The 24291-nt window shown below is 33.4% G+C and carries 17 protein-coding genes; 3 read left to right on the forward strand and 14 right to left on the reverse strand.

Going from position 1 to position 24291, the window contains the following annotated elements; genetic code table 11:
- The first annotated feature begins 18 nt into the window (after window positions 1-18).
- Window positions 19-1071, forward strand: a complete 1053-nt coding sequence (locus R9X47_RS14470; RefSeq protein ID WP_432661763.1) for a metalloregulator ArsR/SmtB family transcription factor — start codon at window positions 19-21, stop codon at window positions 1069-1071.
- 120 nt (window positions 1072-1191) lie between these two features.
- On the opposite strand, the gene bioA is transcribed toward R9X47_RS14470, so the two are convergent.
- The 4 genes from bioA to R9X47_RS14490 all read right to left on the reverse strand — a co-directional run bounded on the left by bioA (window position 1192) and on the right by R9X47_RS14490 (window position 5180).
- Complete coding sequence (bioA, locus tag R9X47_RS14475; protein ID WP_432661764.1) at window positions 1192-2538, reverse strand: adenosylmethionine--8-amino-7-oxononanoate transaminase; 1347 nt, start codon at window positions 2536-2538, stop codon at window positions 1192-1194.
- Window positions 2539-2637: 99 nt separating this feature from the next.
- Window positions 2638-3336 (reverse strand): dethiobiotin synthase, encoded by a 699-nt coding sequence (gene bioD, locus R9X47_RS14480; protein WP_432661765.1) that lies wholly within the window; start codon window positions 3334-3336, stop codon window positions 2638-2640.
- A gap of 247 nt (window positions 3337-3583) precedes the next feature.
- Window positions 3584-4561: a biotin synthase BioB gene (gene bioB / locus R9X47_RS14485; protein WP_432667637.1), complete on the reverse strand. Its 978-nt coding sequence runs from the start codon at window positions 4559-4561 to the stop codon at window positions 3584-3586.
- Between the two features lie 46 nt (window positions 4562-4607).
- On the reverse strand, window positions 4608-5180 hold the full coding sequence (locus tag R9X47_RS14490; RefSeq protein WP_432661766.1) for a biotin transporter BioY: 573 nt from the start codon (window positions 5178-5180) through the stop codon (window positions 4608-4610).
- 336 nt (window positions 5181-5516) lie between these two features.
- Between R9X47_RS14490 and R9X47_RS14495 the strand changes: the two genes are divergently transcribed.
- A complete protein-coding gene (locus tag R9X47_RS14495; RefSeq protein WP_432661767.1) occupies window positions 5517-6143 on the forward strand; it encodes a GyrI-like domain-containing protein in 627 nt (208 codons plus the stop codon).
- A 134-nt stretch (window positions 6144-6277) separates the two neighbouring features.
- Here R9X47_RS14495 and R9X47_RS14500 read toward each other — a convergent pair whose 3' ends face one another.
- The 5 genes from R9X47_RS14500 to R9X47_RS14520 form a co-directional block, all read right to left on the reverse strand.
- Window positions 6278-8191, reverse strand: coding sequence for a TRAP transporter permease (locus R9X47_RS14500; protein WP_432661768.1), 1914 nt, complete (start codon window positions 8189-8191; stop codon window positions 6278-6280).
- A 260-nt stretch (window positions 8192-8451) separates the two neighbouring features.
- Window positions 8452-9453, reverse strand: coding sequence for a TAXI family TRAP transporter solute-binding subunit (locus R9X47_RS14505; RefSeq protein ID WP_432661769.1), 1002 nt, complete (start codon window positions 9451-9453; stop codon window positions 8452-8454).
- A gap of 283 nt (window positions 9454-9736) precedes the next feature.
- Complete coding sequence (locus R9X47_RS14510) at window positions 9737-11080, reverse strand: sigma-54-dependent transcriptional regulator (RefSeq protein ID WP_432661770.1); 1344 nt, start codon at window positions 11078-11080, stop codon at window positions 9737-9739.
- A complete protein-coding gene (locus R9X47_RS14515) occupies window positions 11065-13035 on the reverse strand; it encodes a transporter substrate-binding domain-containing protein (protein ID WP_432661771.1) in 1971 nt (656 codons plus the stop codon). Before R9X47_RS14515 ends, R9X47_RS14510 begins: the two co-directional genes overlap by 16 nt.
- Before the next feature lie 86 nt (window positions 13036-13121).
- Window positions 13122-14183: a 4Fe-4S dicluster domain-containing protein gene (locus R9X47_RS14520; protein WP_432661772.1), complete on the reverse strand. Its 1062-nt coding sequence runs from the start codon at window positions 14181-14183 to the stop codon at window positions 13122-13124.
- Between the two features lie 218 nt (window positions 14184-14401).
- Between R9X47_RS14520 and R9X47_RS14525 the strand changes: the two genes are divergently transcribed.
- Window positions 14402-15076 carry a hypothetical protein gene (locus R9X47_RS14525; protein ID WP_432661773.1) on the forward strand — a complete coding sequence of 225 codons (675 nt, stop codon included), beginning with the start codon at window positions 14402-14404 and terminating at the stop codon, window positions 15074-15076.
- 452 nt (window positions 15077-15528) lie between these two features.
- Here R9X47_RS14525 and R9X47_RS14530 read toward each other — a convergent pair whose 3' ends face one another.
- From R9X47_RS14530 to R9X47_RS14550, 5 genes are all read right to left on the reverse strand, one after another.
- The gene (locus R9X47_RS14530) at window positions 15529-17436 is read right to left on the reverse strand and encodes a S8 family peptidase (RefSeq protein WP_432661774.1); all 1908 of its coding nucleotides are present in this window, start codon (window positions 17434-17436) and stop codon (window positions 15529-15531) included.
- Between the two features lie 488 nt (window positions 17437-17924).
- Entirely contained in the window at window positions 17925-19073 is a 1149-nt protein-coding gene (locus R9X47_RS14535; RefSeq protein ID WP_432661775.1) for an anti-sigma factor domain-containing protein, read from the reverse strand.
- A complete protein-coding gene (gene sigI / locus R9X47_RS14540) occupies window positions 19063-19800 on the reverse strand; it encodes an RNA polymerase sigma-I factor (protein ID WP_432661776.1) in 738 nt (245 codons plus the stop codon). The genes R9X47_RS14535 and sigI overlap by 11 nt, the downstream gene beginning before the upstream one ends.
- A 179-nt stretch (window positions 19801-19979) precedes the next feature.
- Window positions 19980-22040 (reverse strand): S-layer homology domain-containing protein, encoded by a 2061-nt coding sequence (locus R9X47_RS14545; RefSeq protein ID WP_432661777.1) that lies wholly within the window; start codon window positions 22038-22040, stop codon window positions 19980-19982.
- A gap of 486 nt (window positions 22041-22526) precedes the next feature.
- A complete protein-coding gene (locus R9X47_RS14550) occupies window positions 22527-24158 on the reverse strand; it encodes an S-layer homology domain-containing protein (protein WP_432661778.1) in 1632 nt (543 codons plus the stop codon).
- Window positions 24159-24291: the final 133 nt, after the last annotated feature.

Raw genomic sequence — 24291 nt, forward strand, 5'->3', positions numbered from 1 at the left:
AGACCTTGGAGGATAAACATGAAACTTATTCGTGAATCATATAATGGCTGTAAAATCGAATTTGTCTACTCACCATTTTTTGAAATGCTTTGCAGCCTACATGTTTTAAGTAAACCACAGCATCACATTGGAAGACTTGAATGGGCTGAAAAGCTTAAGGCCAAAATGTGTAAAAAACTTTTTAAAACCCTTGACTACTTTTCTAGAGAGTTTAATCAGTGGTGTGATGCCATGGATTTTTGCGGAGAATACGATTCAGTAAATGGGTTTAGCATAATCGAAGCCTTGGAATTTATTGAAGCCCTAGACATTAATAGATTTTCATACATTATGCTAGGTTCTAAAATACCTTTTGAGACTATACAGGATATTATAAGTGATAGAAAATCCACTGTAGACAAAGATAATATTAGTAATGAATATATGAAATTCTTAAATAATCCATATAAAGCTAGAGAAAAATTTATATCCTGCCTAAAGGAATATTATTATTGTCACTTTCAAGATAAACTAAAATATATTGAGCCTATCTTAGTAAGAAGTCTTAAAAGGCATAAAGCCTTAAGTGAAAAGCTTGATTTTTGGGAATATGTAGATACCTTACATAGTAGGATTGAAGTGAATAGCGATATAATCCATTTCCATAAATATACTAGATTTGATGTACCTCTAAAGGATTTAAAGGGTATTACAGTAAGTATAAGTAGTTTTATAGATCCCCATCTTCTAATAGGTCTAAGCAAAGCTGGTAACTTAGGTTTAACTATAAGACTTAATTTAAATAATCAGGATGAACATCATATACCTACGGACCTCCATGAGGTTATGAAGTCATTGTCGGATAAGACTAGGTTAAAAATTCTTAAATCAATTTACCAAAAGTCTGAATGCACTCAGGAACTAGCTAAGTCCTTGGGCTTAACAGAAGCCTGTATTTCAAAGCATCTAAAGGTTTTATATAAGTCGGGTTTGGTAGAAAAAGAAAGAAGGGGCAACTTTATCTTTTATAAAATAAATTGCATGGAAATAGATAGAGTACCAATGAATATTTATCAATTCTTAGATAGCTAGTAAAAACGCAGGGGCATCGAACCCCTTTCCTTTAGTCATATTCTTCTTCGAAAAATAAACTCAATAGAAACCCTATGAAAAACCTCTTGCTCAAGGGATTTTCATAGGGTTTTAATAATTTTATATGTCAAAATACTCTTCTATTGACTTCTTAGCTACATCTATCATTAGGTCAATTTCTTCCTCAGTTACAACATAGGGAGGCATAAAATATATTACATTTCCAAGAGGACGGAGTAAAACTCCATGCTCCAATGCTCTTTTATAAATCTTATATCCTACCCGTTCCTTCCAGTCAAAGCCTTCCTTTGTTTCTTTATCTATGACAAGCTCTACTGCGCCTATCATACCTAACTGTCTAAACTCTCCAAAGTAAGGAATATCCATTAGTTTTTCCTCAATTTTTTCCTTTATCATTTGCGACTTAAGCTTATTCTCTTCTATGATATTTTCATCCTCAAATATATTCAAGGTCTCACAGGCTACAGCACATCCTATAGGGTTTCCTGTATAGCTATGACTGTGTAAAAAGGCCTTTAATGTAGCATAGTCATCATAGAAAGCATCATATATCTTATCGGTCATCAGTGTAAGGGAAAGTGGTAAGTATCCAGCCGTAAGACCCTTCGAAACGCACATAATATCCGGCGAAACCTCTGCATGCTCACAGGCAAACATCTTACCGGTTCTACCAAATCCTACGGCTATTTCATCGGCAATAAAATGAATATCATACTTATCACATGTCTCCCTCAGCTTCTTTAGATATACTGGAGAATATATCTTCATACCTGCAGCCGCTTGAACCATAGGCTCAATAATAGCCCCAGCTATCTCTTCATGATTCTCCTCTATAGTCCTTTCCATATGCTCAAAGCACTCTGCATTACAAGTTTTTCTATCTAAGCCATATTTACATCTAAAGCAGTCGGGCCCTTCTACCTTAAAGGTATTTAAAAGTAATGGGTTGTAAATTTTGCTATATAAATCTATAGCCCCCACGGAAAGTGCCCCTAGTGTTTCACCATGATAAGCATCTGTAATGGCAATAAATTTAGTTTTTTTAGGCTTTCCAACCTGCTGGAAATATTGAAAGCTCAGCTTTATGGCTACTTCAACGGCCGACGATCCATTATCGGCAAAGAATACCTTATTTAAACCCTCTGGTGTAATTTTCACCATTCTTTCTGCTATCTCAATTGCAGGCTTATGGGAAAAGTTTGCAAATATAACGTGTTCTAGGTTATCTACCTGTCTTGCAATAGCTTTATTTATCCTCTTGTTGCTGTGTCCAAATAGATTAACCCACCAAGAAGAGACAGCGTCTAAATAACTTTTACCATCTGTATCATATAGAAATGGCCCTTCTCCTCTTTCAATGATTATTGGAGGAAAGTCTTCATAATCCTTCATCTGTGAACATGGATGCCAGATGTATTTTAAATCTTTTTCTTGTAGTGATTTCATGTTGTTCTCATCTCCCACTTATATTTAATTATAATAATTCCTTGCATTAAAGATGTGTACCTCAAAAACTTGAGCTAGTTTAACTTATCACTCGCAGATCTATATTATCTTACCAATATCTATCTTTTCCTCAAACTCCATCTTCAAGCTCTTAAAATCTTCCCTCTCAAAATCCTTTAAATCATCTATAACTGCTAGAATTTCCTTATTAGTTATCTTTTTTATGGTCTCTATGTTGTCATTTACATGTACTTCATCGGTATATCTATTTATAATAATTCCCTTTACATCTAATCCAATACTTTCTGCGAACTTAACGGTTAGAGCAGTGTGATTTATGGTTCCTACTGCTGCCCTTGCCACAATGATTACTGGAAGGTTCAAGTCCTTTATTAGGTCGTATATAAAGTAGCTTGTGTCTATAATGGGTACTACCAATCCACCTGCTCCTTCTGCAACAATGAATTCATATTTTTCTCCTAATTTTCTGTAGGTATCTAATATCTTTTCCCTACTTATCTCAACTTTTTCTAACCTAGCTGCCAAATGGGGCGATACTGGAGTTTCAAAACAATATGGATTCATAAGTTCGTATTCTTCATCGATGTTGCATACATCCTTAACTAGTTTCACATCTCCAGGAATAAGGCTCCCTTCTTCATAGATTCCACCGCTGAGTACCCCTTTAAAGTTGCATGCATTTATTCCACTTTTTCTGAGGACATGGACTAATCCTGCGGTAACTATAGTCTTTCCTACGTCCGTATCGGTTCCGATTATAAATACTCCTTTACTCATATCAATCACTTCCTTAACTTAGAAAATAATGAGATCGGTATATAGATTCCATTAAAAAAACTGCTTTAGGATTAAGTTTAGAAAATATGACACGGGGACAGACACTCAGACACACTTAAAAGAGTGTATGTCAGATGTGTTAGTCCCCATGTCACATTTTTATCCACGTCGTCATATTATAACCCGAGTTATATTTTTTAATTAATCTCTATTCTATATATAGAGATTTCAGTCAAAACTTTAATTTCTATATATCAAAGCCCTCACACATAATCATTTCTTTATCTTCAGCTATATTATTGCCTACTGTAGTTAAATAGTTGCCAACTAATGCAGCATTTACACCGGCTCTAAACCCTATGTTTTGCATTTCTTTAAGAGCATTTCTTCCGCCAGCATACCTTACATAGCAATCAGGTATTAGATATCTATATAATGCCATAGTCTTTAAAATCTCTGTCGGAGATAGTACATCTGTGCCTTCCATTGGAGTTCCCTTGACTGGGTTAAGTACGTTCATAGGTACAGATTTTACTCCTAAATCTCTAATTTCAAATGCCATTTTAACTCTTTCTTCTCTGTCTTCTCCCATGCCGATAATACCACCACAACAAAGCTCAAGCCCTGAATCTACTATATTTTTTATAGTTGCTACCCTATCCTCATAGGTATGTGTTGAACAGATTTCACTGTAATAGTCCTTGCTGGTTTCAACATTATGGTGGTACATAGTTACTCCGGCTTCCTTTAATTTCAAAGCTTGCTCTAAGTCAATAATCCCATGGGAAGCACATAATTTTAGATTTGTATCTTCATTTAATCTCCTATAGATCTCTACTACTCTATCGAAGTCCTTACCCTTCATTCCCCTACCGCTTGTTACAAGAGAAAATCTATGGGCTCCGCATTCTTCCATTTCTTTAGCTCTTTCTAAAATCTTATCGTAGTCTAGAAGTTCATATTCCTCTACACCAGTTTTATAGTGGGCAGACTGTGCACAGAACTTACAATCCTCTGAACATTTTCCTGACTTGGTATTCATTATTGTGCAAAGGTCAGCCTTTTTTCCAACAAATTTTTCTCTTATTCTATTTGCACCATCAAATAATGCTTCAAGTGCGTCCTTATCACTTTCTTCAATATTTATAAATTGTATTGCTTCCTCGTAGGCAATTGCCCCACCACTTAATATCCTCTCAGTAACATCAGAAATGAGCTTTTTGATCTCCATAGGTTTATCTCCTTTTCTCAAAAGTTATAGCATTCAACAATTAGTCAACATATCCTGCTCTTCTTAGTGCCGGTAATACTTTAACAGCCGTTAAAGCCACTAAAGAGCATTTTATTAAATCTTGAACTATGAATGGGTAGAAACCCCATTTAAGTGCAGTATTAAAAGTAATTGCATTACCTTTGTATACATTAAATATCATATAAAGATAAGGTACACCCACTAGATAAACTACTGCCAAACCACATACGGCTGCAATTAACAGATGAGTAAAACCTTTGATTCCCTTTACATCTCGTACTTTTTCACTGATTTTCCCCGTTACATATCCACATAATATAAATCCAATTAGAAATCCGAATGTTGGTTGTAATACATAACCAAATCCTGATGCTCCATTTGCAAATACAGGTAAACCTATAAGTCCCATTAAAACGTATACAATTTGTGATGCAAAACCAAGCTTAGAACCTAATAAAATCCCAGCATACATACAAAATAGAATTTGTAGTGTGATTGGTACAGGTTGAGTTGGTATTTTCAAATACGCTCCTATAGCTGTTAGTGCTGCAAATAGTGCTACTAGAATCATATCTCGAGTTTTTAACTTCATAGTTGTTCTCCTTTCAAGCAATTAAATATGTACATAACTATATGTTAACCTAGGCATGTTCGATTGTCAACCTTGATCGTTCACTTTGTTAACATTAAAAGTTGACATTGAATTCTGTAATCAAAAGTCTTTCTATATTATGAAATTTTAGTTCTAAATTCTTCATAGAGTACTCAAAACTGGGAAAGGAATTTATAGATGATAGATATTAAAATAGGGGAATATTTCAAACCTTCTTGTACAATTCTAGTAGAAACTAAAAATAATTTTTACAATACGACACAGGGCTGTCGTATTTGGTTTGTTATAATATACATAAAAAGGAGTCTTAAGGTTATGAAAAAGGAATGGAGAAAACACGAAAAGAATATTTATATTCCCAAATCAACTCCTGAATTAGTTGAAATACCAGACTTTAAATATTTTACAATCAAAGGACAGTGTAACCCTAACGATAAGGCTTTTGAAGAATATATTTCTGTACTATACTCTTTATCATACGCAATAAGAATGTCATATAAGTGGGACAACCCGCCCAGTGATTATTACGAATACACTGTCTACCCCCTTGAAGGTGTATGGGATCTAGCTGATAAGAGTAAGTATGTTCCAGGAGTTTTGGATAAGGATAACCTGGCCTTTGAACTAATGATTAGACAGCCTAGTTTTTTAATAGAGGATTTAGCCAATCAGATAATAGAACTGACTAAACAAAAAAAGCCCCACAAATTGCTAGAACAAGTTGAATTCAAAACAATACATGAGGGTAGCTGTGTACAGATGTTGCATATAGGTCCCTATGATGATGAACCAAAGAGCTTCAAATTAATGACACAGTATTGTATGGAAAATAATATTAAAAGAACTTCTATGAAACATAGAGAGATATATCTAAGCGATTTTAGAAAAACAGCTCCAGAGAAACTGAAAACTGTATTGAGATTTAAAGTAGAAAAAGAATAGCACATCTCAAAATGACTGATTTCAAATTATTTCAAAAATACCCGAGGGCTGTATCTTAAGAAATCCATCTAAGATACAGCCCTTCTTATATACCAATCCCAATATCCCTTTTAAACCTAGTCTATTCCCCTTAATTATACAGCTAATCTCTTTTCACTCTTCTTTTTATTCTTGAAAAATATTCCCAAACCAATTGCTAAACCAATAGCATCGGTAATAAGGCCTGGATAAACTAAAGTAAGAGCCCCTATGAAAAGTATTAAGCTTTCAAATTTATTAATTTTACATTTTAGATATCCTTCATTGGCTGCTCCGAGAAGGCATATTCCTATTAACCCCGTAATAATTGTTGTTAACATACTTATCGGGTTTATATCTCCTTGTAATAACAGTATTGGAGAGTATACAAACATAAATGGTATTATTATCCCTGCCGATGCAAGCTTAAATCCTGTAAAGGCAACCTCTGTAGGATTTGCACCTGATAGTCCCGCAGCCGTATATGAAGTCAGCGCTACCGGGGGTATTACAGCTGATAATGTTCCAAAATAGAATGCAAAGAAATGAGCCGCTAAAGGATTTACACCCATGTTTATTAGTGCTGGAGCAGCTATACTAGCCGTAATTATATAGCATGCAGTAGCAGGAAGTCCCATACCTAAGAATATAGAGGCTACCATAACTAATAACAATGCTAGCCAAGTTTGACCCATGGAGAGCTTTAGAATATTATGGGCTAAAACTTGACCTAGACCCGTCATAGATACCACACCAACTATAAATCCAACAACTGCACATGCAATTGCAACGGGAACAGCATTTTTAGCTCCATCCTCCAAAGCTTCAAGTATATCCTTTATGGACATTCTAGTTGATTTTTTTACAAAACTGACAACTATTACTGAAATCAATCCATAAAAAGCTGAATATAAAGGAGTTAATCCCTTTACAAGTAATATTAATATAACTATTATAGGTATCATTAAATGTCCCTGTTTCTTTATAACCGCCTTAAGATTTGGAAGCTTATCAGCGCTAAGTCCCCTTAGGTTTAGCTTTTGTGCTTCAAAGTCTACCATTATAAAGATTGCGAAGTAATAGAACAGAGCCGGTATGATACCTGCTACCATAACCTTAAGATAAGGCACTCCTAAAAATGATGCCATCATAAAGGATGCTGCACCCATTATCGGGGGCATTAATATTCCACCGGTCGATGCTGCTGCCTCTACTGCCGCGGAAAATCTAGGAGTATATCCAACCTCCTTCATAAGAGGTATAGTGAAAGCTCCTGTAGTTGCAACATTGGCCTGGGAACTACCGCTTATTGTACCCATTAACCCACTGGCCATTACAGCAACCTTTGCAGGACCGCCCCTGAACTTTCCTGCAAAGGCCAAGGCAAAATCATTAAAGAATTTTGCTGTACCTGATTTGTTTAGAAATGATCCAAATAGTATAAACATAAATACATATGAAGCTGAAACCATCAAGGTTACACCGTAAACACCATTATCAGTAAGATACATTCTTGTTAATATCCTTTTCCATGTAAAGCCTTGGTGGGCCAAGACTCCTGGAAATAGATATCCAAACTTTGCGTAAAATATAAATGACATCGATAGAACCGGTAAAATCCATCCTACAGCTCTTCTAGCTGCTTCTAATATTAGTAATACAGTTATTATTGCAAAACAATAATCTATTGTATTTGGAGTAAGTGACCTGTCAATCAAACTGTCATAGGTCAAATAAATATATATTCCTGTAAAAATACCTAATACGGAAAATATCCAGTCAAAAATACTGGGCTTTTCCTTTGAAGATTTTTTTGTAGCAGGGTACATTAAAAAAGTAAGTCCCAGCATCAATCCTAAATGTATAGCATTTTTCTTTATTACCATCATTAGACTGAAGCTATTCATCCAGATATGAACTACCGAAGTAACTATAGCAAATATCATTACAAAGGCTGCCGTCTTGCCAAAGAATCTACGTGTACTGGTTTCTTCTTCGTGTTGGTTTACTTCTGCGATGTTTTCCTTCACTTATTTACCTCCTTTTTCTTTTATTCTAGATTTATAACATGAAATCTTCACAAGCGAAAGTAGACTCTGAGGTTTCCTTGTGAGCGATTTCAATGAACCTGTCTTTACCTTCTTTCTCTCAACTCAAAACAGGTTCATTGCATGAGCCAAAAGGAATTCTCAGTGACTACTTGAGTCAGACTAACTTTCCTCTTACACATCTACAAATAAATTACAGAACTAAACGTCCTGTAATTTATTCTATAACTTAGTATCTTTCTCTACTTTATTAAATGCTCTGGAACTTCAATACCCTTTTCTTTATAGTATTTTACCGCACCTGGGTGTAGAGGCACTGGAGGTAAGCCCTTAATAGCATCATCAATGCCCATAAATTCTAAAGCTTTGTGAGAACCTACGATCGATTCATAGTTTTCATATAATGTTTTAGTTAATTCATATACTAAATCTTCATCAAGGTTAGCATGACAAATAAGTGCTGATTTTACACCTACCGTTTTAATGTCTTCATCTATACCTGTGTAAAGTCCCTTTGGTACTGTGAATTGACCATAGTAAGGTGCCACAGCGTGAAGCTTATCATAGTCACTGTCACTAAATCCAAGAATCTTTACCTTTGTCTTACTTGCTGTTATCTCTGATACTGCTGATGTAGGAAGACCACCTTCTGCATTCATACCATCAACTTGGCTGTTTTGCATTGCACTTGAGGCCTCACTATAGCCTAGATACTCCGGAGTAAAGTCTTCGTATTTAAGACCTCCAATAGTCTCTAATATAAGCTTAGTACTGTACTCTGTACCTGAACCCGCTGAACCTACACTAAATCTTTTTCCCTTTATATCTCCTATAGAATTAATCTCAGAACCCTCTGTCACCACAAATTGTGTAACATCAGGCCATAATGCAGTAACAAATCTTACGTCTTCAAATTTATTGTCCTTAAATCTTTCTTCTCCATTGTATGCAAATAAAGTAAGGTTAGCCATGGCGATACCAAATTGCGCTTCGCCATCCTTAAGCATGCTTAAATTTTCAACTGAACCACCGGATGATTGCACAGAAGCTTGTACTCCGCTTTCTCCTAGTTTTTCATTCCATAGCGTAGTAAATATAGTTCCTACAGGATAATATGTTCCTCCTGTACCACCAGTTACAAGGGTTACAAACTGTTTTTTGTTACTAGCTTCCTGCCCCTGACACCCCGTAAATATTGCTAAGGTCATACAGATCATTAAAATAATAGCGATTGTTTTCTTCATTAATATTCCCCTCCTATTTTTTATTCAATCTTATATAATGCAAGTATTATTCCAAACAGCTCGTTTTCTATGTAATATTGTGAAAACTACTGAATTTCAATAATTCTCTTACTCATTTGTTCTCATGCTTTTATATAAAATACCAATCCAATGTATGCAAATTTTGCAGACTATGAATTTTTTGCATAATAAAAACTCAGGGACATCGAGCCCCTGAGTTTTGGTCAGATTTTTCTTCGAAAAATGACCTCAAAAAACCGCTAAGTTATATTCCTTAACGGCTTCATATTTCATATTTTTTTATTTTGTTCCATAGGGTTCTCTCACTTATTCCAAGTATCTTTGCTGTTTTCCTTTTATTATCACACTTTTCAAGGGCTCTCCTTATCACTTTCTCTTCTATTGATTCTATAGTTTCATATATACTTACGATAATCTTGTCATCTGAAATTTTTACATTCTCATCACTGATTACTTGACCAGGCAAGTCATAGATATCTATTATATCCTTATCCGTTAGAATAACTGCCCTTTCCAGTATGTTTTCAAGCTCTCTGATATTTCCCTTATAGTTGTATGATTTAAGGAGCTGCAATGCCTCCGGTGAGACAGATTTTATATTTTTATTTAGAGTATCATTATACTTTTTTATGAAATGTTCTACCAATAATGGTATGTCCTCTATACGCTCACTAAGGCTTGGCATCTTAATGTTAATAACATTTAATCTATAATAAAGATCCTGACGAAAGTTTCCCTTTTCTATTTCATCTAATAATTTTCTATTGGTTGCAGCAATGATTCTAACATCTACCTTTACCGCTTCTTCCCCTCCAACTGGATATACCATCTTATCTTGAATCACTCTTAAAAGCTTAACCTGTGTATCTACATCCATTTCTCCTATTTCGTCTAAAAATAGAGTCCCTCCATCGGCAAGTACAAACTTTCCTTTTTTCGTCTTTACAGCCCCCGTAAAGGCTCCTTTTTCGTAGCCAAACAACTCACTTTCTATGAGGTTTTTAGGTATGGCTCCACAGTTAATGGCCTCAAATCGACCCTTTTTTCTCTCTCCATTATAATGAATTTCTCTAGCTACTAACTCTTTTCCTGTTCCGCTCTCACCGGTAATCAATACATTTACATCTACATTTTTAACCTTATTGATCAGATTGAATACATCTTGCATTGATTTGGACTTTCCAATGATTTCATCGGTATTTATGGTCGAAAGTTCATCCTGCATGACCTGAAGTCTAGAGCTTAATGCTTTGTATTCTAGGGCTTTATCAATTATTATTTTCAAGTTGTCTAAGCTTAAAGGTTTTAAAACATAATCCCAAGCTCCTAATCTCATAGCCTTAATAGATGAATCTATACTGCTATATGCAGTCATCATAATAATTTGACATTCTGGAAGCTTCTTTTTAATGTATTTAAGTACTTCCAGGCCATCAATGTCACCAAATTTTAGATCTAATAGTATAATATCTAAATAGTGTTTAGAAACATATTTTTCCACTGTATAAAAATCATTGGCTACATAGGTCTTGTATTCATCTTCAAATGCAAATTGCAAGGAACTACAAATAGCTTCTTCATCATCTATTATCAAGAGTTTATGCATGCTGTATCTCCTTTACTCAGTGTGTTATTCTTTGAGTGCCCTAGGGTTATTATGAATTTTGTACCTATACCCTTCCTTGACTCTACTGAGACTTCTCCATTGTTTTTCTTGATTAACTGTTGCGTTATTGCAAGGCCTAAGCCTACACCATCAGATTTCGTCGTATAGTATGGTTCAAATATTCTATCTTTTAAATCCTCATCAAATCCATTTCCGTTATCTTCAACTATAAGATTTATATACTGACCATTCATCACAGAATATACTCTCACCCGAGGATTTTTTACCTCTTTTACGGCATCTATAGCATTTAGGAGTAGATTCATAAGAATTTGCTTCATCTGGTCCCTAGATGCTAGTATCCTCAAGTTTCTATCAATATTACAGCTCATCTCTATTTCATTCTTTTTAGCCTCTCTGTTTAAAAATCTCAAGGTTCCTTTAATAACATCTTGGAGATTTATTTCTTCCTTTTTTCCCTTTCTAGGTCTAGAGTAATTTAAGAGATCATTTATAAATTTATCAAGTCTTTCGATTTCCCTTGGTACATCCTCAAGAAGCTTTTCCCTAAACCTTTCGCTATTAAGCTTTGCAGGTATTAGCTGGACATATGTTTTTATGGCAGTTAAAGGATTCTTTATCTCATGGGCTACCGTAGCAGCTAGTCTACCTAGAGTTTTAAGCTTGTCCTTTGCTATTAGACTTTCTCTTAGGATTTTTTCTTCCGTTATGTCCTTTATGCTGATTACCGCTCCAAAATTATCGTTATCTATGGATATTGGGCTTAGATTATATTGATATGTGCTAAAGTTATCTACGCTGCTTACAACTTCTTTATGCTTTATCTCCTTACCCTTTTGTATTACTTCCCTTAGATCATCCTTATCTATTATTTTACTAAAAACAGTCTTATCTACATGGACTTTATCCTTTTTACTATCTATTAATCCCTCAGCCTTATCATTCATGAGTAATATTTGCTTATTCTTATCGACTACTATTATATAGCTAAATATTGAGTCTAATATCTTCTCCTTAAGTATATTCTCTGTCCTTAATTCAACGGTCCTCTCCTCTACCTTTTTCCTTAGTTCCCTATTCCATTTTACTGTAAATATTGTAATAAGGATTACTAATAGAAGTAACGCAGCTAATGCCATTAGGATATTTTTAAGTACCTTGCTGTCATCATAGAAATATTGTCCGAACCATTTCTTATATATTTTGTCATAGGTACCATTAGCAATTATTTTTTCAATACCGTCATTAAATATCTTAATTATTTCTTCATTACCTTCTAAAGCTGCTACACAATAATTTTCTAAAAGGAGATCATCACCTACTGTCTTTACCTTCTCTTCAAAACCCTTCTTTTGTATGTGATAGACTCCGGTCAACTTATTTCCAACGTAAGCATCGATTTCATTATTAATTAACTTAATAAGGGCCACCTCTTGATTATCAACTTCAATAAGGTTGTTGATGTCTCTACTTGCCAATAAGTATTTACTTATATCGTTTTTCTGGATAGCCACCCTTTTATCTTGTAGGTCATTTATCTCATGAATATACTTATTATCATTCTTAACAAATATTGAATGGGATGTTTGAATATAGGGATTTGAAAAATCATAGTTTATATCTCTGGTTTTCGAATATTTCATTCCTTGTATCGCATCTATTTCTCCCTTATTCAATTTATCCATAGCCTGATACCAAGTCATAGGTATTATCTCTATCTCAATACCCTCTTCAATAGAGATCGCTCTCATTATGTCTACATTGAATCCTTTATAAATCCCCTTTTCATCTATATATTCAAAGGGTGGAAGGGCATCATCTCCAGCAATTGCAATGGTTTTATATGTACCCTCAACGTCTATTGCCGTTGCATAAAAATTATTAAACAATAGAATTATAAGGACTAATATTAATATGGTATAGGATTTCTTCATAGTATCCTCCATGATATAAATAATCATATCTCTATAATATAGGGTTTTTAGTAAAAGCTATATTATACTAACAAACCCTATATTTACTATTTCAATAGATCTAAAGGCTCTCTAGTATATGGTCTGATTCCATATTTTTCTTCATATTCCTTCAGTATCTTTTCCATGGCTTCTTTAGAGTCCTTCATTTCATCTATTAGCTCCATAGAAACACCTTGACTAAATGGACATGTTGACAAGCATACTCCGCAGTCAGTACCTAATCTTCTCCATACAGCATAGCACTGCTCTTGATTTATTTTCCATCTCATAACGCCATCAATAAGCTCCATATCATCACGGGATATAGCTTTACCTGGACAGGTCTTTGGGCATTTGTTACACACCTTGCAAAACTCTTTGATTCCAAAGTCATTTCTTTCATCGGGGATTAAAGGCATATCAGTAGTAACTACACCTAATCTAACTCTTTGTCCATATTCTTTAGTTATCAGTATTCCATTTCTCCCTATTTCTCCAAGACCGGCATCTTGAGCAACTAAAGGGGCAACTACTAAGTAGTTTCCATCCATATGATTTCGTGCATCGTATCCTAATTCTCTGATGTAATAGCTCAGCCACATACCTATTATAGCGGCATCTACATACCCCTTTGTAACGGCTAATACTTCCTCACATTGAGGCGCTCTGTTTATCATTTCCTTATCCATCTCCACGGCAAAAACTATACCGTATTTCGGAAACTTATCTATCTTTTCACCATAGGTTTCTGGATTTCTTCCTCTATGGGTATAGAAATGATAATCCTCCATTTTAGTTACACCTACAAGCTTTGCTCCTAAATACTTTGAGAATTTTTTTATCTTTTTTGTTATTTCCTCGGCCTCTATCTCTACCCTATTTGGATTGACTTCTCCCTCTACATATTTCTTTATGTCTCCTAAAAATCTAAATCCTGCATCGGCAAAGGGGGAATGTAAAGGGTGGAAGGTAGCTGTTCCTTCTCCGCATATATTTGGAAGGGCCCTTAATTCATCGTCTCCCTCTTTCTTGTCGGGGTTTCTTTTATAGTAGTCATCATATTGCTCCGAGTCTTTCTGATAGCTCATTCTAGCAAACATCGTATCTCTTTCATCTATCCTCTTCATGGTAACCATCCTTTTTTAGGGTTATTTAATCTATGGATATATTATACCATTTTCAATTCTACCATTCATGAAAAAATGAATGTACATCAGTGTCCATTTACAAATGAAATTTTACTACATTATTACAAGATATTTACATATATGTTACTATGCTGTACTTTTCATTATTTTAATTTATAATTATATTGTTCCAGAATTTGTGATTGGAGGAATTATTGATGTTAAATATCAAGGAAGCCGGTAGATACGCAAATTTTTTGCAGAAGAATATTGATTTGTTAAAGAATTTTTTCATTAATGATACTTTGATTTATAATACAAGAGAAGAGCATTTGAAAAGCAAGGTTCTAAAGAATGAAAGTGATGAAATAAAGTTGATTGAAGAAAAGAGTGATCTTGATATTAGCCTCGAGGATGCACTCTATTTAATCGACTCATTAATTAATAAAAAAATGGAACTTTCAATGGCCATAAATAGTGCAAAGGCCAAAACCTTAGTAGATTGGACAGAGAATGGGGAACAGCTTCCATTAGATACAGCAATTGAATATAATAAAAACCTCCGCGGCTTTGCAATGTCACCCCTAGAAGATCTCACACTGAATCGAAGTGAAGAATACATAAAGGATGGGATTGGATATCTAATAAATAACGAAGGTAATCAAAGCCAATACCGCTATGAAATTAAGGTTATTAAAAAAATAAATTATGATAGAAATATAGTAAAGAATTTGTATAAAAAGACTCTAAACAAAGCTGATCTTTTGTCAGAAGCTATAGACAAGGCCATGTTAAAAAAATCCATTGCCTTTGAAATGGAATACAATATTCATGATTCTCTAGAAGACTTAGTGGAGAAGTTTAAAAAACATAAGTCTAATAAGAAAGATTAGGGTTATTTTGTTGGTTCTAAGCTTTAATGACAAGGAACGGTTTATACCCGTTCCTTGCCTTACTCAATTCGTCAAAACTGTTTTAATACCTATATCCTATAAAAATTGATACTAAAACTGAAACTAGCTAGAATTTAATTTTTTAGAAGTGTGGATTGGTTCGGTAGCGGAACTATGGAGCTACACAATAAAGATTCTGAGCTGATTAGATTATGGTGCTCTCTAAAAAATGATAGAGAATGATAATTTCCCACCAATCATTTCGGGCCAATATTTTCAACATTCACTATGCATTATTCATAAATGGGCTGATTCACCATTTTACAGATTCATCAATTCAACAATTCACCAATAAAGATTAGTTAAAAAATATTATCCTAAAATAATCCCGTTTTAAATTATTAAATCTAGTTTTTTCAGTTTTAGTATGAGTTTTTATCTCTAACCGGGATTTAATCTCTATATTTATATTTTTTGTAAATCTTAGGAAGATACGATAAAAAGACAGGATTCATAAGTCTAGGATGAACTCCTAAAACCTTCACTATCCTTTCATTTATATGTTCATTATCTACTTTGGTCTCATTATAACTTCTAAATCCTCCACCCTCTGCCATGGCTATACTATTTTCTATCCATAGGCTACCAAATCCCCATACTCTATTAGGGAATTCTATATTTCTATTTTTCCTCATGGCTCCTTTAGTAAGATATGTTTTTACTTTTTCCCCATACAGGTCTGGATCATTTCCTTTTACTATTCCCCACTCCATTAAGAGTGCTGCCGCTCCAGTTACATAGGCTGCTGATATCCCTGTACCAACTAAACTACCATTATCAATTTTGTCGATGGGCTTGATTATATTTTTATATGGGGCAACCAATTCGGGCTTTATGCTATCCTCAAGTTTTAGATTTCCTTTCCCTGAAAAATCACAAACGCTATCGGTTAGAGGATCATAACTGCCAACCGTAATTACCTTAGAAGCTGTTCCTGGAACCTTTACTGTACCGTTTATCTCAGGCTTAAGAAATCTAGTTTCCTCACCTACCACCTCTGACATAGGTAACCAAATATCTAGATTTCCATCTACTACATTTTCACCGTAGATTCTTAGTTTCCATATCCCATCCTTAATAGTATCCTTCTTGGGTAGAATTAGAATATATCCCTGTTGACTCTTATCATATTGATTTGGCTCATTGAAGCATACATAGCATTCCAAATTGTCCAAGTCAATTTTATATAGGTCTTCATCAGTTCTCATCCTGCCACTAGAATGTCCATAGGGCGATATGAGTTCAAAATATAGTATGTCATGGAAGCTCTTCCATATCTCTAATGTAATTACTCTCTCCTCTTTGCCTACCTCTAACTCGATTTCTTTTTCTTCGTCCTTTTCTATTTTCCCTCCGAAGTGATGACCTGCATTACCTTCATTTCCAGCAGCCACTACCATCGTCACTTTCCATTCGTCCAAGATTTCATCTATAAAACTTTCAAATAGAGAGTTGCCATCATGAGCTCCTTCATTTGTTCCATAACTTCCATTTATTACAATGGGTTTTTTTAGTTTCTTAGCTTTATCTACTATATATCTCATAGCACGCATAAATTCAGTGGTCCTCGAGAATCCTTCTCCTCCTCGGGCACCTAACTTAACAACTATAAGTTCTGTCTTCGGAGCTACTCCCGAATAATTTTCTCCACTTGATTTTCCATTACCTGCTGCTATCTCTGCTATACATGTTCCATGTCCTAGTGCATCTACATGATGTATCGCCGATAGATCTTCGTCTCCATCTATGTTTTTTAAAGCCTCATTAATTTCTTTTCTACTCCATTCTGTGCCCTTGTTAAATCCCTTTGGAGGCTCGCCTTCCACAACGGATTGGTCCCATATGCTTATTATCCTCGTTGTTCCATCTTCATTCATAAAGTCTAAGTTGCTGTAATCTACTCCAGAATCAATTATTCCAATTAGCACCCCTTCTCCACGTAAATCATTTGCATAGTTCCTTTGTAAGTCATCCAGACTATATCTTCTTACTGTATTTATTGAATTAATCAATCTTCTGGGTTTTTCAATATATTCTATTTCTTTATATTGAGATAATAGATATATCTTTTCTTCCTCAATTGTCAATATTGCAAATCTGTCGCTAAGAATCTCTAGACTTGCATCTAGCTCCTCTGCTATCTTTTTTATATTTTTACCTGTATACTTTACTATTACCTCCCAAGTATCTGTTAGCGTCTCAAATCCAGTTTTAAGATATCCACTTCTCTGTTTTCTTTCTTCGGGGAGTTGCAAAGCTAAATCTAATGTTGTATCAATTTTTTGATTTATCTTCTTCATAAATCTTTTTTCCCCCTAAATAATAATAACTAGAGCAAATTGCATAATTACAATCTAAAAAACTCTTAATACATATAGTCTTAACCGCTCTAGAAATATACCTTATTTATTATACAATTGCATCATTAGTTTATAATATTCCTGTTATTTGAATTAAGTGTATAAAATAATCTAAGATAAAATAATTTTATTTATATGTAACATATTAATTGCTATTTCATATACTCTTAGTAACAAGGAGTTAAGGCTTCATTTTTTCTACTGAATAGAAATCCGGTAGCTCCCTACAACAGTTTTTTTACTTTGTTACTTGAGAGAAAACATATAATTAAACGCTTGAGCTAAATATATATCATATGAAAATCACCCTTAATGTTGATATAGCTACTTCCGATTCTATTCATTCTATGAATAAATCAGCCGCCTAATCATATAATCATTTGATCAGGCGGCTTTTTCATGGCACATATTAAGGCAATATACTTATGCTAATCATCCTTGTCTTTATTACCCTTGTTTTTCTTATTGTCCTTCTTTTGTTTTTCTTTTTTAGTCTTTTTCTCTTTTGGTTTAATCTTTTTATTATTTTTACTATCTTCTTCATTATCTTGATTCTTCTTAAGAATCTCGTCATTCTTTTTCTTTTTCTCTTTAGCCTTCTTTAGGTCATTTTTATCCTTAGCTTTTTTCTTTTTTCGTTTTTCAGCCTCTCGTTTTTCTTTCAGCTTTTTCTGCTTTGCAATTTTTTTATCTCTTTTCTTTTTTAAATTACTTTCCTTTTTGTTTTTTTGTTTCTCAATATTTTCCTTCTTAGATTTTTTCTTTTGATTTTTTTCTTTATTTTTCTGCTTTTTAGTCTTATCATCTTTTTTCTTAGTCTTAACTTTTTTAGCATTGGTTAGTTCCTTGTTCTCTTTAACTATTTCACTAACCTTTTTCTCTTTTATATCATTAATTTTTACACCCGGATTATTCTTTGAAACAATTTCATAGACCTTATATTTCCCAACAGAAACTTGATTTTCCCTTGCTTTTTCTAAGTCTTCCTTATCTGAATCTACGTATATGACATCTATATTTTCTAGCTCATTATCTTCATTAACTTTTTTAAAAATCTTCTTTTCAATTACAGTAGGGTTCTGGGGGTTATCATCTATTATCACATCTGAAACTAATACAATATTGTTTTTACCGTTTAAATAATTCTTATTTAAAGCTTTTTTTATACTTATGGTGATTGCATCCTCAATCTTCATTCCTATCATACTATCATCTATAAGTTCCTCGCCATCCTTATTTAAGGATTTAACCTTCCTTACAATCTCTTTTTTATCTATTTGGAATTCTAGGCTTGGATTTATATCAAGGCTCACTATAGCATAGGCTTTAGAACTATCTATCAAATTAGTACCAAATTGACCTATTATAATGGTCATTAACATAATAACAGCCGCTACAACACCTATAAATGGACGTACATACTTATTCTTTTCTTTAATAATGTCCTCTTCTATAAACATTATCTTTTTTCCTACATCTATCTTTCCCTTATTCTTTAGCTTTATATAATTAGCATCATCGGTAAGAACTATTATGTAATCCTTTGTGTACTCCATTACCAAACCCTTATGCACCATGTTTCATCCCCCCCTCTACTTGACAGATATAATCTATTAATAAATCTAAATCACTATCAAGTATTAACACAGTAGCAATAATGAACTTTCTATTTCCTTTTAAAACCTTCTTACTTACGCCTATTCTCTCCATAATTTTTTTAGCCGGTAAAACCTTTTTTCTAATCAAATCCTCTTTTATATCTCCATTCTTCACAATGTTCTTTGCAATATTAATAGAGTTTAGTCTAGTATCAATGTGTTTTGGTGATTCATTAACAAGTTCACTAAAGGTGATATTAAACTCCGTCAATAGAGTTTGCAGCCTATATATCTGATCCTTCATATCATACTTGTCTGTAAAGTCATTCTCTTTTAGCATCTCTATTACATTGCCCTCTACTGGACTATCCCTATCTATTGATATTGTGTTTTTTAACCTCTTTGTTTTTCTGTGAAAATCTATTATTCTGTTTCTAATAACTATTTCTGCATATTTAATGAAATTCCCCTTTTCAAATTCATACTTATTAATGGCCTCATTAAATGCTTCTAGACCAATACTGAATTCATCATTGTTTTCTATTTCGATATATCTATTTGTTACCTTCGTTATACTCTTTATTATAAAAGGTGTATATTCCTTAATAAGATTCTCTCTCTCTTCTTTATCTCCGCTCTTAATCTTTTTAAGTCTATCTTCAATATTTATTTTTTTTCGTTTAAACATTTTTAGAAATGGGCCCAATCTCTCACCACCTTTTACAACATAGATATACGTAGCAAATTAATATTTTAGGGTACTTAAACCTCATAAATAAATTATAATTTATTTGATGCATACAAAAAACCACTGGATTTTTCCAGTGGTTGAAAATAATTCAATATCTTAGGATTGTTAGTTTATATATTAACTTTTCTCTATATCTATTTATCTCTATCTACTTCAATCCACTTAACCTCATCATCGTCATCTTCATCAACAATTACCTTGATTTCATCGCCTACTGTTAAATCTTCTATATCTCCTTCTTTATCTTCAAATATCACCTGTACATCTGAATCCACTTCAAACTTTACAACCTCTTTTGATGTACTCATTAGTAACTTATCATCATCAAACTCTATAAAAAGACCTTCATAAACATCATAATCTAATTCTCTGTATACCTTTATATATTCAACTTCTTCATCATCAACTCTTACTTTAACCTCATCGCCTTCTTTTATATCATCTATACTACCTTTTCCATTTTTAAACTCTACCTTCACATCATCTTCTATTTCAAAGGTCATCTCTATTTTATTTACTTTAATAGTTATTTCATCATCCTCTATTTCCTCTACTTCTCCTTCATACTCACTTTCCTCTAAATCTCTGTATACCTTTATATACTCTATCTCTTCATCTTCATTTAATCTTACTTTAACCTCATCTCCTTCTTCTATATCCTTTACACTACCTTCTCTATTTTTAAACTCTACTTCCACATCATTTTCCATTTCAAAGGTCATTTCCACTTTATTTACCTTAATTGTTATCTCATCATCCTCTATTTCCTCTACTTCTCCTTCATACTCACTTTCCTCTAAATCTCTGTATACCTTTATATACTCTATCTCTTCATCTTCGTTTAACCTTACTTTAACCTCATCGCCTTCTTCTATATCCTTTACACTACCTTCTCTATTTTTAAACTCTACTTCCACATCATTTTCTATTTCAAAGGCCATTTCTACTTTATTTACCTTAATTGTTATCTCATCATCCTCTATTTCCTCTACTTCACCTTCATATTCACTTTCCTCTAAATCTCTGTATACCTTTATATACTCTATCTCTTCATCTTCATTTAATCTTACTTTAACTTCGTCTCCTTCTTCTATATCTTCTAAACTGCCATCTCTGTTCTTAAATTCAACTTCTACATCGTCTTCTATATCAAAGGTCATTTGTATCTTATTTACTTTAATTGTTATTTCATCATCCTCTATTTCCTCTACTTCTCCTTCATATATATCAAGGATAACTTCCTCTTCATATTCCTTGATTTCAATAAATATTATTGTCTTCTTATCATTAAGTTGTATTTTTACTTTCATTCCTACCGAAAGCTCATCTGTAGAAACGTATTTGCCATCTTCAGTATAAACAGGAGTATTCTCTAAAATTTCATAGGTTTTAATCTTATTATCTACCTTTAAAGAAAGTTCATCTCCTTTAATCTTAACTATTTCTGCAAACTCTTCATTCTCGTCGATATCACTATCTACCTTATCGTCTAATCTAGCAATCAAAACTGCCATTTCAGCCCTTGTTACAGCTCTACTAGGTCTAAATGTCTTATCTGGATAACCGGAAATAATACCCTTTTTATCAGCAAGATATACATAACCTACTGAACCAAGAGGTACCGCTCCTGCATCAATAAATCTTAGCTCTTTTTTCATATACTCCTGTGCTTCATCTTCATATCCTAAGGCTCTTATTATGTACTTAGCAACCTCATGTCTCTGAGCCGGTGCCTTTAAGTTCATCTCTATAAGATCGACTTCGTCTAGTATTCCTTTCTCTAAGGCTACTACAATATATCCATAGGCCCATTCTTCAATTCTATTCTTATTTTTTAACTTCTTAGTTCCTCTTCTAACTCTATCTAAGTTAACCTTAGCTAGGTCTTCATAACCCATAACTCTTAGTGCCATAATTATTGATTCAAGCTTAGTAACCGCTCTTTTCGGTGCAAAATTTCCATTGCCATTCCCTTTTATAACACCCTTTATAGCCATTTTTTCTATGGCTCTTTCAGCCCAATCATAGCCATCAATATCATAAAACTGTTTTACAAATACTACTGACGTATTCCCTTTCTTATTGCCCGATTTTTTATAAAAGTGTTTATAATTCTTCCCCATGGCATAAGTATCCGTCATAGATACCGATGCAATTAATAATACTGCTACCATAAAACTTACTATTCTCTTCATTTTTGTCCTCCCTTGTATTCTTCCTTGATGTCGACTATATAGGGTTCATATAGTAGAACTTAATTTATACATGTACAAATACTCAGCGTTTCTGGGAGTTTTGGATATGTATAAATTAAAGTCTCTACTTGAATCCCTATAGAGAGTTCCAAGTAAATCTTAATTTATACATATCAAAATATCCGACGTTTCTGGGGATTTTTGATGTGTATAAATTAAAGTTTTGACTGGAATCTCTATACAACAAATTCTTTACTTGTAGCTCTCTTAACTCGTTCTATATAGATTACGACTACTATTAGAATTTTTGGGGACCCTTTTGAAAATTTTATTACAATATAAATTAAGTTTTGCTATATGAATCATTTTACGGCAAATGAGGATTCTACTTTTATAGTAAAGCGAAGAAAAAAATCATCACAAAAAACCACTGGATTTTCCAGTGGTTTTACAAATCATCTTCATACATCTTCGCTAGCTCTAGTACTATAAATTTCTATCAACTTCAATTAACATAATTTCATCCTCATCTCTCTCAGTAAAAACTTTTACCACATCTCCAACTATTAAATCCTCCAAATCCCCTTCTTTGTTCTTGAATTTAATCTTTACGTCTGAATCAATCTCAAATTTGATAATTTTTTGAGATACGAGGATAGACATTTCTTCATCGTCTATTTCTATAAAAAATCCTTTGTATTCATCATATAATTCTCTATCCACTTCAATATGTATCACTTCATCATCTTCGTTTACTTTTATTTGGACTTCGTCTCCTACCTCTATGTCTTCTATATCTCCCTCTATATCATCTTCAAATACTACTTCTGTTTTACTTGTTATATCAAACTTCTTATCTTTACTTCCTATATCTATTTCAATCCAATCATAATCGTTATCTATATCTTCTACTTCACCTTCATATTCATCATATAATTCTCTATCTACTTCAATGTATATCGCCTCATCATCTTCGTCTACTTTTATTTGGACTTCGTCCCCTACTTCTATGTCTTCTATATCTCCCTCTATATCATCTTCAAATACTACTTCTGTTTTACTTGTTATATCAAACTTCTTATCCTTACTTCCTATATCTATTTCAATCCAATCATAATCGTTATCTATATCTTCTACTTCACCTTCATATTCATCATATAATTCTCTATCTACTTCAATGTATATCGCCTCATCATCTTCGTCTACTTTTATTTGGACTTCGTCTCCTACTTCTATGTCTTCTATATCTCCCTCTATATCATCTTCAAATACTACTTCTGTTTTACTTGTTATATCAAACTTCTTATCCCTACTTCCTATATCTATTTTAATCCAATCATAATCGTTATCTATATCTTCTACTTCACCTTCATACTCTTTAAGCTCATCTTCATCGATTTCATCATCTACTCTATCTACCATCACTGCCATTTCTGCTCTAGTTACTGTATTTAATGGTCTGAAGGTTTCATCTTCATATCCCTGTATTATTTTTTCCTTATTGGCAATATATATATATCCAACTGAACCCTGTGGTATAAATGATGCATCTTTATAATCAAGGTCTTCATCCATATGATCTTGTGCTTCATCTTCATATCCCAAAGCTCTTACAATATATTTTGCTACCTCATGACGCTTAGCTGGTTCATTTAGTTTAAAGTATAATATATCAGCTTCATCCAAGATTCCTTTTTCCTCTGCCAATGCAACATAGCCGTATGCCCACTCTTGTAGACGGTCTTTAATCTCCAGTTTTCTTTTGCCTTGTTTAATCTTTACTTGATACTCTCTTGCCTCATCTTCTTCTCCCATTACTCTGAGTGCCATAACTATTGCTTCCAATTTAGTTACCTCTCTTTTGGGTGCAAATAACCCTTCTCCAATACCTTTTATAACTCCTTTTTCAACCATTTTCTCTATAGCATCTTCAGCCCATACGTAATCATCAATATCATTGAATTTTTTTGCAATACCAGGTGGTAAGTGCCCTTTCTTTTTTAATCCTGGTGGCAATTTTTTTCCACTTCCATGCTTCCAAGGATCAGCAAATGATACTGAAAAACTTGTTGTAATCACGAATGTCATTACTAATACAAAGGATACAATCTTTTTCATATTTTTTCCTCCTTTATTTAGACTCTTCCATAATATGCGATAGTTTTAATCCTTTAGGGATGTCTTTAAAAAGATTTTATTACAATAATTTGAAAAAATTCCCTTTGTAAACAACTTGTAATTCAAAAGTAAT

This window comes from Wukongibacter baidiensis (assembly GCF_050888315.1).
GTDB classification, from domain to species: Bacteria; Bacillota; Clostridia; order Peptostreptococcales; family Caminicellaceae; genus Wukongibacter; species Wukongibacter baidiensis.

Excerpts from the sequence above, each read along its gene's own strand:
- R9X47_RS14470 (WP_432661763.1), top strand. The coding sequence starts at position 19 with ATGAAACTTATTCGTGAATCATATAATGGCTGTAAAATCGAATTTGTC.
- bioA (WP_432661764.1), bottom strand. The coding sequence starts at position 2,538 with ATGAAATCACTACAAGAAAAAGATTTAAAATACATCTGGCATCCATGT.
- bioD (WP_432661765.1), bottom strand. The coding sequence starts at position 3,336 with ATGAGTAAAGGAGTATTTATAATCGGAACCGATACGGACGTAGGAAAG.
- R9X47_RS14490 (WP_432661766.1), bottom strand. The coding sequence starts at position 5,180 with ATGAAGTTAAAAACTCGAGATATGATTCTAGTAGCACTATTTGCAGCA.
- R9X47_RS14495 (WP_432661767.1), top strand. The coding sequence starts at position 5,517 with ATGAAAAAGGAATGGAGAAAACACGAAAAGAATATTTATATTCCCAAA.
- R9X47_RS14505 (WP_432661769.1), bottom strand. The coding sequence starts at position 9,453 with ATGAAGAAAACAATCGCTATTATTTTAATGATCTGTATGACCTTAGCA.
- R9X47_RS14510 (WP_432661770.1), bottom strand. The coding sequence starts at position 11,080 with ATGCATAAACTCTTGATAATAGATGATGAAGAAGCTATTTGTAGTTCC.
- R9X47_RS14515 (WP_432661771.1), bottom strand. The coding sequence starts at position 13,035 with ATGAAGAAATCCTATACCATATTAATATTAGTCCTTATAATTCTATTG.
- R9X47_RS14520 (WP_432661772.1), bottom strand. The coding sequence starts at position 14,183 with ATGAAGAGGATAGATGAAAGAGATACGATGTTTGCTAGAATGAGCTAT.
- R9X47_RS14525 (WP_432661773.1), top strand. The coding sequence starts at position 14,402 with ATGTTAAATATCAAGGAAGCCGGTAGATACGCAAATTTTTTGCAGAAG.
- R9X47_RS14530 (WP_432661774.1), bottom strand. The coding sequence starts at position 17,436 with ATGAAGAAGATAAATCAAAAAATTGATACAACATTAGATTTAGCTTTG.
- R9X47_RS14535 (WP_432661775.1), bottom strand. The coding sequence starts at position 19,073 with ATGGTGCATAAGGGTTTGGTAATGGAGTACACAAAGGATTACATAATA.
- R9X47_RS14545 (WP_432661777.1), bottom strand. The coding sequence starts at position 22,040 with ATGAAGAGAATAGTAAGTTTTATGGTAGCAGTATTATTAATTGCATCG.
- R9X47_RS14550 (WP_432661778.1), bottom strand. The coding sequence starts at position 24,158 with ATGAAAAAGATTGTATCCTTTGTATTAGTAATGACATTCGTGATTACA.